Source organism: Clostridioides sp. ZZV15-6598 (assembly GCF_020657705.1).
GTDB classification, from domain to species: Bacteria; Bacillota; Clostridia; order Peptostreptococcales; family Peptostreptococcaceae; genus Clostridioides; species Clostridioides difficile_F.
The window spans coordinates 1-2,971 of sequence record NZ_JAGWCS010000231.1; the positions used below are offsets into that span (position 1 = coordinate 1).

Annotated in this window: 13 protein-coding genes; all 13 read right to left on the reverse strand. The window is 28.2% G+C overall.

The window, feature by feature from the left end:
• Window positions 1-176: DUF1064 domain-containing protein (locus KGF50_RS20935; RefSeq protein ID WP_227849856.1), on the reverse strand; the 176-nt coding region annotated here is incomplete at its 3' end.
• Between the two features lie 30 nt (window positions 177-206).
• Entirely contained in the window at window positions 207-401 is a 195-nt protein-coding gene (locus KGF50_RS20940) for a hypothetical protein (RefSeq protein WP_227849847.1), read from the reverse strand.
• Entirely contained in the window at window positions 394-519 is a 126-nt protein-coding gene (locus KGF50_RS22440; RefSeq protein WP_255655080.1) for a hypothetical protein, read from the reverse strand. Before KGF50_RS22440 ends, KGF50_RS20940 begins: the two co-directional genes overlap by 8 nt.
• An 18-nt stretch (window positions 520-537) precedes the next feature.
• A complete protein-coding gene (locus KGF50_RS20945) occupies window positions 538-777 on the reverse strand; it encodes a hypothetical protein (RefSeq protein WP_015981545.1) in 240 nt (79 codons plus the stop codon).
• Window positions 778-790: 13 nt separating this feature from the next.
• On the reverse strand, window positions 791-955 hold the full coding sequence (locus KGF50_RS20950; RefSeq protein ID WP_227849848.1) for a hypothetical protein: 165 nt from the start codon (window positions 953-955) through the stop codon (window positions 791-793).
• A 253-nt stretch (window positions 956-1,208) separates the two neighbouring features.
• Window positions 1,209-1,379, reverse strand: coding sequence for a hypothetical protein (locus KGF50_RS20955; RefSeq protein WP_227849849.1), 171 nt, complete (start codon window positions 1,377-1,379; stop codon window positions 1,209-1,211).
• A gap of 2 nt (window positions 1,380-1,381) precedes the next feature.
• On the reverse strand, window positions 1,382-1,543 hold the full coding sequence (locus KGF50_RS20960; RefSeq protein WP_227849850.1) for a hypothetical protein: 162 nt from the start codon (window positions 1,541-1,543) through the stop codon (window positions 1,382-1,384).
• Window positions 1,544-1,547: 4 nt separating this feature from the next.
• On the reverse strand, window positions 1,548-2,006 hold the full coding sequence (locus KGF50_RS20965) for a hypothetical protein (RefSeq protein WP_227849851.1): 459 nt from the start codon (window positions 2,004-2,006) through the stop codon (window positions 1,548-1,550).
• A gap of 13 nt (window positions 2,007-2,019) precedes the next feature.
• Window positions 2,020-2,319, reverse strand: coding sequence for a hypothetical protein (locus KGF50_RS20970; RefSeq protein WP_227849852.1), 300 nt, complete (start codon window positions 2,317-2,319; stop codon window positions 2,020-2,022).
• A complete protein-coding gene (locus KGF50_RS20975; protein WP_227849853.1) occupies window positions 2,319-2,492 on the reverse strand; it encodes a hypothetical protein in 174 nt (57 codons plus the stop codon). Before KGF50_RS20975 ends, KGF50_RS20970 begins: the two co-directional genes overlap by 1 nt.
• Before the next feature lie 16 nt (window positions 2,493-2,508).
• Window positions 2,509-2,697, reverse strand: coding sequence for a hypothetical protein (locus KGF50_RS20980; RefSeq protein WP_227849854.1), 189 nt, complete (start codon window positions 2,695-2,697; stop codon window positions 2,509-2,511).
• On the reverse strand, window positions 2,675-2,815 hold the full coding sequence (locus KGF50_RS20985) for a hypothetical protein (RefSeq protein WP_227849855.1): 141 nt from the start codon (window positions 2,813-2,815) through the stop codon (window positions 2,675-2,677). Before KGF50_RS20985 ends, KGF50_RS20980 begins: the two co-directional genes overlap by 23 nt.
• A complete protein-coding gene (locus tag KGF50_RS20990) occupies window positions 2,815-2,970 on the reverse strand; it encodes a DUF3797 domain-containing protein (protein WP_227849857.1) in 156 nt (51 codons plus the stop codon). Before KGF50_RS20990 ends, KGF50_RS20985 begins: the two co-directional genes overlap by 1 nt.
• Window position 2,971: the final 1 nt, after the last annotated feature.

A 2,971-nucleotide genomic window follows, 5' to 3' on the forward strand; every position in this document is an offset into this window, starting at 1 on the left:
TCAGAAACTCCGAACTTTTTAAATTTTGGTTGCAATTCAAATTTCTGTTGTAGTCCAAAATCTTTAATTTCTCCTTTCGCTTTCTTATCTTTAAGATATAGATAGTATTCTGCTTCGTCTTTACTATCAAATTTAATTCCATCTATCATAGTTTTCTTATTGTTGTATTTACTCAATCAAATTCTCCTTTTATTTCTTAAAAATCATTAATATTTTCTAATATCATTTATAAATTTATAAACATCATGTATGCTATATCCAAACTTTTTAAATCCTTTTACGTATCTTCTTATTGAACTTGGTATACTTCTGCCTACCCTACAATTCTCATATCCTTGCCATAAGTTTTCTTTTTCCTCTTGCTTTACCATTTGAGAAACTGCTTTTTGAAACTTATTCATTATCTTTACTCCTAACCCTATTAGCTTTCTTCCTACATTCCTTACAACAATAAGCCTCCTTAGATTTTTCCTCAAGATAAAACAACTTGCCACACCAATTACATCTTCTTCTTTTCATATAATCACTTCCCTTGTTTTACTCAACTACTCTCATATTCACTTTTCCATTTTTAAAAAGTTTTATTTGATATTTTTTTCCACAATGGGGACAAGTAACTATCATTTTTTTAAACTTAGCTAATGTATAGAAATTCCTACCACATCCACTAAAACATTTACCTCCATTAAATATTTTAAATTCTCCATAGTCTCTATCTAACTCATCTGCTTCATCTCTATGTTCATTAACTATATATTTATATATCAAAGTATTCATTAAAAACACCTGCCTAATCTATTTCAATTTCGACTATAGTTCTACTTAAAAGCTTCACATTATAATTTTCTTTCATATTTTCCTCATCTTTTTTAAAAGCTCTTGCTTCTTCTAAATCAGTAAATATAGAGCTGTATATGTTCCCTTTTTCCCATTCTCTAGTTGTCTGCCAAGTCACTTTAAACTCTGTAATAACTATATTGACCACCTCTTTTATAAGTCAAAGTAAGTCTATAACGTTCTAGTTTCATTCACAATCTTACCTTGACTATTTAAATTATTTAAACCTAGACTATTTGTTTCCTTCATTTTCCATTTTAATTAATAATTCTTTTACTTCAGTAGCTTCTTCTTTTATACCTTTAATAGCTAGTTTAATTTCTTCTTTTAAGCGAATATTTAATTCCTTATTTGTAAAAGTAAGTGGTGTTTTAGTACCATTTTTTCTTACAATTGATATATTTATTTTTTTTACACTCTTCTATTTCCTTTAAATATTCTCTTAATTCTTTTTCATCTTCTTTCGCTCTCTTTATAGCTTCGACCATAGGAATAACAGCTACTTTATATCCTTCTGGAATATCATTTAAATTTATTTTCATTTTTAAATCTCCTTTTCTAACCAATTTTTATATGCTGTATCACAATCTTTACTCTCACAATCTCTTTTATCATTTATGCAACTAGCACAAATCTTTTTCCCAAATTCCTTATATACTTCTAGTTCATCAAGATTCTTTGACTTGCACATTTCTTTATTAGTCATATGCTCACTCCTTGCATTTTCTAAATGATTCAACTAACATTTCAGTTTCTCCACAAGTATCTTCTGTAAAATCTATTTGTCTCCCATTAAATTCTCTTATATAATCTGCTATATCATATACTCTTTGACATTTATGTTCTATACAATCACAAATATCTTTTATATCTATTTCTTTTGGTATTTCAACTATAACCTCATGTTCTAAAGTAACTTTTTCCTCAAGTTTATTTTTTATATTTCTAAATGCACAATACATCTCTTTTTTTATAAAATTTTCTTGTTCATCATCAGAACTCAAATTTAATTTGTATGATGAACAATCGCCAAAATCTAATTTTATTTCTATCTTATAATCATCAGAGTCTAATTTTTCCAATACTCTTTCAACGCCTTTTTTATGCTCTAATATTTTTCCAAACTCTTTAGCTCTTTTTGAAGCTACCTCATATTCTTCATATTTCATAACCTATTCCTCCCTATTTTGTTATAATAAAATCCACACACATTTTTAATCTTTCATTCAGATTTTTAATTTCCTTTTTGACATACTCATTCCATGTTTTTATTGCACGTTCTTTATTAACTGAAATTGTATAAGCATTAAAAATATTTTCTTTGCTTAGTATTTTCCCTAATTCATTTTTATCCATCTTGAAGAAATCAGTATCTCTAAAACGCATTAGATTGTCTTTGTATAACTCAATATGCTTATCAGTTATGTTGTAAATTTCAACTTCTTCTAGCCCCTCAGGACTGCATATATAAAGTTTATTCATTATTCTTCTACCTCCATATAAAGCCATTCTTTGAACCCTTTGGGACTTTCATAGCATATATAACCACAAGGTTCTCCCTCATATATACAATACTCACAAATACAATCTGTGCTTCCAAAAAAATTAGCCATTCCATCCTCATCCAAACTTTTTATCATTTCAAAGTTAGTCATTATTCCACTCCCTTCTTTATTTCAACAACAATTCATCTAAAAAATCTAAATACACAGTCAATTCCTCATCTGTCATATTATCTAGGTCTGCCGAACCTGTTTCTATTCCTTTTTCTGCTTCAACAATAAACTCTCTATATGTTTGTGTATTATCTGCTTCAAGCTCTATATCACATATTCTTTTATCTAAGTCCTCTTTTCTCATTCTTAAACCCTCCCGCATTATCACAATTTTCACTCTCTTTTAGATTCAATCTATACTCATAAATCCTACCTGCTACAAAACTAATCCCTATTAGAAGTAAACTAGCCAAGATATTCATTATATTTCATCCTTTCTATCATCAATTAATACATTAAACCCACAAGAACATTCCCTATAATATGTGTGTTCTTCAATTGTTAACTTGCCTTCATTGTTTCCAATCTTGTCATTACCACAACTAGGGCAATAGCAATATTTTTCTCCAAGTTTTATG

Coding starts and splice junctions, on each gene's coding strand:
- KGF50_RS20940 (WP_227849847.1), bottom strand. CDS start 401: ATGAATAAGTTTCAAAAAGCAGTTTCTCAAATGGTAAAGCAAGAGGAA.
- KGF50_RS22440 (WP_255655080.1), bottom strand. CDS start 519: ATGAAAAGAAGAAGATGTAATTGGTGTGGCAAGTTGTTTTATCTTGAG.
- KGF50_RS20945 (WP_015981545.1), bottom strand. CDS start 777: ATGAATACTTTGATATATAAATATATAGTTAATGAACATAGAGATGAA.
- KGF50_RS20955 (WP_227849849.1), bottom strand. CDS start 1,379: ATGAAAATAAATTTAAATGATATTCCAGAAGGATATAAAGTAGCTGTT.
- KGF50_RS20960 (WP_227849850.1), bottom strand. CDS start 1,543: ATGACTAATAAAGAAATGTGCAAGTCAAAGAATCTTGATGAACTAGAA.
- KGF50_RS20965 (WP_227849851.1), bottom strand. CDS start 2,006: ATGAAATATGAAGAATATGAGGTAGCTTCAAAAAGAGCTAAAGAGTTT.
- KGF50_RS20970 (WP_227849852.1), bottom strand. CDS start 2,319: ATGAATAAACTTTATATATGCAGTCCTGAGGGGCTAGAAGAAGTTGAA.
- KGF50_RS20975 (WP_227849853.1), bottom strand. CDS start 2,492: ATGACTAACTTTGAAATGATAAAAAGTTTGGATGAGGATGGAATGGCT.
- KGF50_RS20980 (WP_227849854.1), bottom strand. CDS start 2,697: ATGAGAAAAGAGGACTTAGATAAAAGAATATGTGATATAGAGCTTGAA.
- KGF50_RS20985 (WP_227849855.1), bottom strand. CDS start 2,815: ATGAATATCTTGGCTAGTTTACTTCTAATAGGGATTAGTTTTGTAGCA.